The 3,968-nt window shown below is 65.9% G+C and carries 4 protein-coding genes; 1 reads left to right on the plus strand and 3 read right to left on the minus strand.

Translation table 11 applies throughout. The features are described from left to right. Positions 1–231: 231 nt before the first annotated feature. Positions 232–594: a helix-turn-helix domain-containing protein gene (locus DQW85_RS06895; protein WP_162794797.1), complete on the plus strand. Its 363-nt coding sequence runs from the start codon at positions 232–234 to the stop codon at positions 592–594. A gap of 898 nt (positions 595–1,492) precedes the next feature. Here DQW85_RS06895 and DQW85_RS06900 read toward each other — a convergent pair. From DQW85_RS06900 to DQW85_RS06910, 3 genes are all read right to left on the minus strand, one after another. Then, a complete protein-coding gene (locus tag DQW85_RS06900) occupies positions 1,493–1,879 on the minus strand; it encodes a hypothetical protein (protein WP_113699552.1) in 387 nt (128 codons plus the stop codon). An 856-nt stretch (positions 1,880–2,735) separates the two neighbouring features. Beyond that, positions 2,736–3,080, minus strand: coding sequence for a DUF8189 domain-containing protein (locus DQW85_RS06905; protein WP_113699553.1), 345 nt, complete (start codon positions 3,078–3,080; stop codon positions 2,736–2,738). Positions 3,081–3,230: 150 nt separating this feature from the next. Continuing rightward, positions 3,231–3,626, minus strand: a complete 396-nt coding sequence (locus DQW85_RS06910) for a PLL family lectin (RefSeq protein WP_113699554.1) — start codon at positions 3,624–3,626, stop codon at positions 3,231–3,233. Positions 3,627–3,968: the final 342 nt, after the last annotated feature.

Raw genomic sequence — 3,968 nt, forward strand, 5'->3', positions numbered from 1 at the left:
GAGCTGCCTCATGAACACTGTCCTCACCGCATCGCCCCAGGTCAACGCCGCACGCCGCTTCGAAGCTCAAGATAACGAACGTTTCCCGACAAGATCACCAAGGCGGCGCGTGTCGATTCCCGTAGTCGTGTTGACCAGATTCCTGGCGTTATGTGGTTGATTGCAGCAGGCTTCGGAACGTCCTGATTCCCGTACTCCTGTGCACTACCGTCAATCTTTGTCTGTACTCGTGTGCACAACGGTGAGGTCGGCATGGTCAACGGCGTGGCGGGTGTGGCTGAGCTGGGTGTGCTGACGGCTTCGGCGGAGGAGTGGGCGGTCGCCGTCCGCCGGGCCGAGGTGATCGGCCGGTTGGCTCGGGAGCAGCGGGTTCGGGTCGCGGCGGCGGAGCTGGGGATCTCTCGCCGACAGGTGTACGGGTTGCTGAAGCGGTGGCGGGCGGGTTCGGGGGTGGCCTCTGATCTTCTTCCCCGGCGATCGAGCGGTGGGCGTGGTCGGGGCCGGTTGCCAGAAGAGATCGAGGCGCTGTTCCTGGAGGTGATCCGGACGCGGTATCTGTCCAAGCAGCGCAGTTCGGTGACGACGGTCTACTAGGAAGTCGTCCGGCAGTGCCGGATCCGCGATCTGCCGGTCCCATCGCGGGGGGCGCTGGAGCGCCGGATCGAGCGGCTGGATCCGTTGGCGGCCGCCACGGCCCGGCGCGGAGCGGATGCCGCTCGGGCGGTGCGGGCGGCGGTCGATGTCCGAAGTCGCCCATACGGCCTTCCTGGCGGTTTAGATCGGTTTGCGGAGAACTCCGGATCTCCCTGCTTTCCGTACTCCCGTGCACAACGCCCAAGTCCGTGTCCGTTAGGGGACCGCTCAACGAGACATCATCGGGCGCGGTCATCGGAACGGCCGACCTGCGGGAGGGGCTCTGAGAACCAGGCACCCGTACGTCTGTCGCCCCGAAGGACATACTCTGGCAATGTCGCAATGGAGTCCTTGACGCCTCTTGGCGTGCACCTGAGCCGCAGATTTCCACGGAAACGTCGAGATCCCGCCCGATCATGTCGATCGGACGGGATCTCGACGTGACGACGGTCGTCAGGGTTGCGAATTGCGCCATAGCCTGCTTTGGCTCTTCTCGTCCGCGGAGGCGAACGCGAACGCCTGACCACCAACCGCTACGGCTTCCATCCACAGGTCACCGACCGGCTTAGCCCACGATGATGCGATTCTCAATCCGTGTGCCCGCTAGCTGATCGAAGACCCTAGCAGGCAACGCAATGCGGCGGTGTGAAGCACAACGGCAAGTAAGGGGCGGCCGGAATTCGGCTGAAGGACACCGCTGCGTCGGGGCGAACTCGGTGGCCAGCGTTCGTCAATCGGGCGTGAGAGGCCGCCTTCAATCCCCTGGTGATCATGGGATTGAAGGCGGCTCACTCGCCAGGTCGGGGTTCGCGGTGCCGGACTGTTGAGGGTCCACCCGGCGGTACGCCGGAACGGCGACTCAGGCCTGAACGATGGGCCCGCCGTGAATGAAGGTGCCGGCGGCGAATATATAGGGGATGGTGAGGGGGGTGCTGTGCGGGCCGGCCGTCGGCCTGGTGAAGCCGTTCTGTGCGGGTGCAGCCGGCCTGATCTCTGGCCTGAAGCAGCCGTTCTGCACGGGCCCGGCCTGCATGACGTCCGGCTGGCGCAAGCCGCCGTGCATGGGTCCGGCCAGCTTGACGTCCGGCTTGGTGAAGCCGTTCTGGGCGGGGGCGGCGGCCTGCATGAGGTCCGGCTTGGCGAAGCCGTTCTGTGCGGGTGCAGCCGGCCTGATCTCTGGCCTGAAGCAGCCGTTCTGCACGGGCCCGGCCTGCATGACGTCCGGCTTGGCGAAGCCGGTCTGCATAGGGCCGGCCTGCTTGACTGGCGAAGCCGGTCTGCATAGGGCCGGCCTGCTTGACGTCCGGCCTGAGGTAGCCGTTCTGTGCAGGCCCAGCCAGCTTGACGTCCGGCTTGGCGAAGCCGTTCTGCGCGGGGGCAGCGATCTGCCGCGGCCCGGCGGAAGGCTTGCCAGCCAGCATCAGCGCGGCGGCCAACAGCACGCCCAGCAACAACAACAACGGGACGGAAAGACGGACGAGAGAGTTTCGCATGAAGCACCAATCGATCGAGATGACTTACCGAACAACAGGTATTCGTCGCCTAACGTCGAGCGGATGGGGTATCCCCGGTCCACTTGCGCGGTGTGGAGTCCCGGTTTCCATCACTCACCGTCGACCACTGCGCCCGTCACTCCAGCCGTGTACGACCGGGATGGGGTTCTGTTGCCGTCAACGTCTGTGACGGTCAGGGTCGTCGTTTCGAGTGTCGCGGTGGTGTGCGCAACGTGCGCTACCAGCGCGATGTGCGCGGCCGACCCCGGCTGGTGCGGCCGGGGAGCGTGGGCACCGACCAGCGCGACGAGCGCGAGGACCACCACCGCCAAGAGGGCCGCAGCCGCAGCGGCGGTCGGATTGATGCTCGCCTTTCGCCGGCAACGCCATCAAGAGATGGCTGGCCTCTACGCACTCGAACGCCTCGCCCAAAACGGCCTGTCGTTAAGGACGCTGTCACCAAGTACGTGCGAGCCGGGTCGGGCCAGGTCGGGGGACCTCGGATCGGCGCGGCTGCTTGTGACAGAGATGTCAGGCGGGCATCCGTGAAAGCGCCGGGTGCTTCCACGAAGGTCGTGGAAGCACCCGGGCGGTTCAAAAGGATGGCCGTCAGGCCGTGGCGATGCTGCTCACCGCGATGTACTCCGTGAAGTCGAAGTTCGACCGTTGGAACTTGATGAACAGCCGCTGGGTGGTGCCTCGGACGAAGACGGTGGACGAGGGGTCTCTGCCGTCGTAACCACCGGCGCCTGGATTGCCGGTGAGGGTGCCGCCGATGTTGACGTAGCCGATGAAATTCGTCGCTCCCGGGGCTCTCCGGTTGACGTAGAGGTTGTTGGTAGTTCCGCGGACGAGGAACTCCAGCGAGCCGTCGTACAGGGGCACCACGGCGATGTCGCTGTTGGCGATCCCGCCGAGGTTGCGCCAGCCCGGCTGGTCGAAGTTGTACGTCATGACCGCCCGGGTGGTCGGGTCCGAGGAAAATCTCGTTTCCTCGGCGTCCGGTGACGTTTCCGGTGGCCAGGGTGACGTTTCCGCGTACCGTCGGCCCCCCGATGTCGGCCCATCCCGTGGTGCTGCCGTCGCTGAGCAGCATCGTCGAGGTCACACGGTTGTCGGCACCACGGGCGACCACACGGTAGGCATTTTCGTCACCGCGGTGAGTGCGGCCGATATCTCGCTGGTGGTGAAGCCGCCGAGGTTGCGCCAGCCGGTCCAGCCGCCGGTCGTCATCGGGTTGGTGTACACGGCTCCGTCGTCGAGTCCTCGGGCGAAGATGCGCACGAGTTCGCCGGCGGCGCCAGATGGTTCCACGACCTCGATTTCGCTGGACACCAGCAGTCCTCCGGGTACGACGGTGAATCCGGTCGGGGTGGCACCGCCGACGATGCGATTGGTCACTACCTGGTTGCTGGTGTCGCGGCCGAAGACGAGGACGTCGCCATCGGGGGCGTTGGCCGCCTGCGGATCGCCTTGCAGGCTTCCGCCGATGGAACTCATGCCCGTGACCCCCAAAATTGGGCCGAAGGGATCAGGGCGGCCGTACAGGACGGCGTTGGTCGTGGCTCGGGTGACTACGAAGCGGGCCCGCTGGGGATCCACGAATGGTGTGCTGAGTTCGGTGACGTCGGACGGCAGCAGGGGCGCGGCCGCTGTCGCTCATGCGGGCATGATGCCGATCAGCGAACCAGCAACGCCGAGCATCAGGATCGCCGCTGACATTCGCTCCCTAACCTGAACACCCAGAACCTACTTCCAGGCCTGCGGGCGCAGGGGCTCGTCCAGTTCGACCCGTCCGGCGAGGTTGTCGGCCAGGCCGACCAGCGTGGCGAACGCGCACTC

Origin of the sequence: Nonomuraea lactucae (assembly GCF_003313395.1) — a bacterium.
Classification (GTDB): Bacteria; Actinomycetota; Actinomycetes; order Streptosporangiales; family Streptosporangiaceae; genus Nonomuraea; species Nonomuraea lactucae.

Coding starts and splice junctions, on each gene's coding strand:
- DQW85_RS06900 (WP_113699552.1), bottom strand. CDS start 1,879: ATGCAGACCGGCTTCGCCAAGCCGGACGTCATGCAGGCCGGGCCCGTG.
- DQW85_RS06905 (WP_113699553.1), bottom strand. CDS start 3,080: ATGACGTACAACTTCGACCAGCCGGGCTGGCGCAACCTCGGCGGGATC.
- DQW85_RS06910 (WP_113699554.1), bottom strand. CDS start 3,626: ATGAGTTCCATCGGCGGAAGCCTGCAAGGCGATCCGCAGGCGGCCAAC.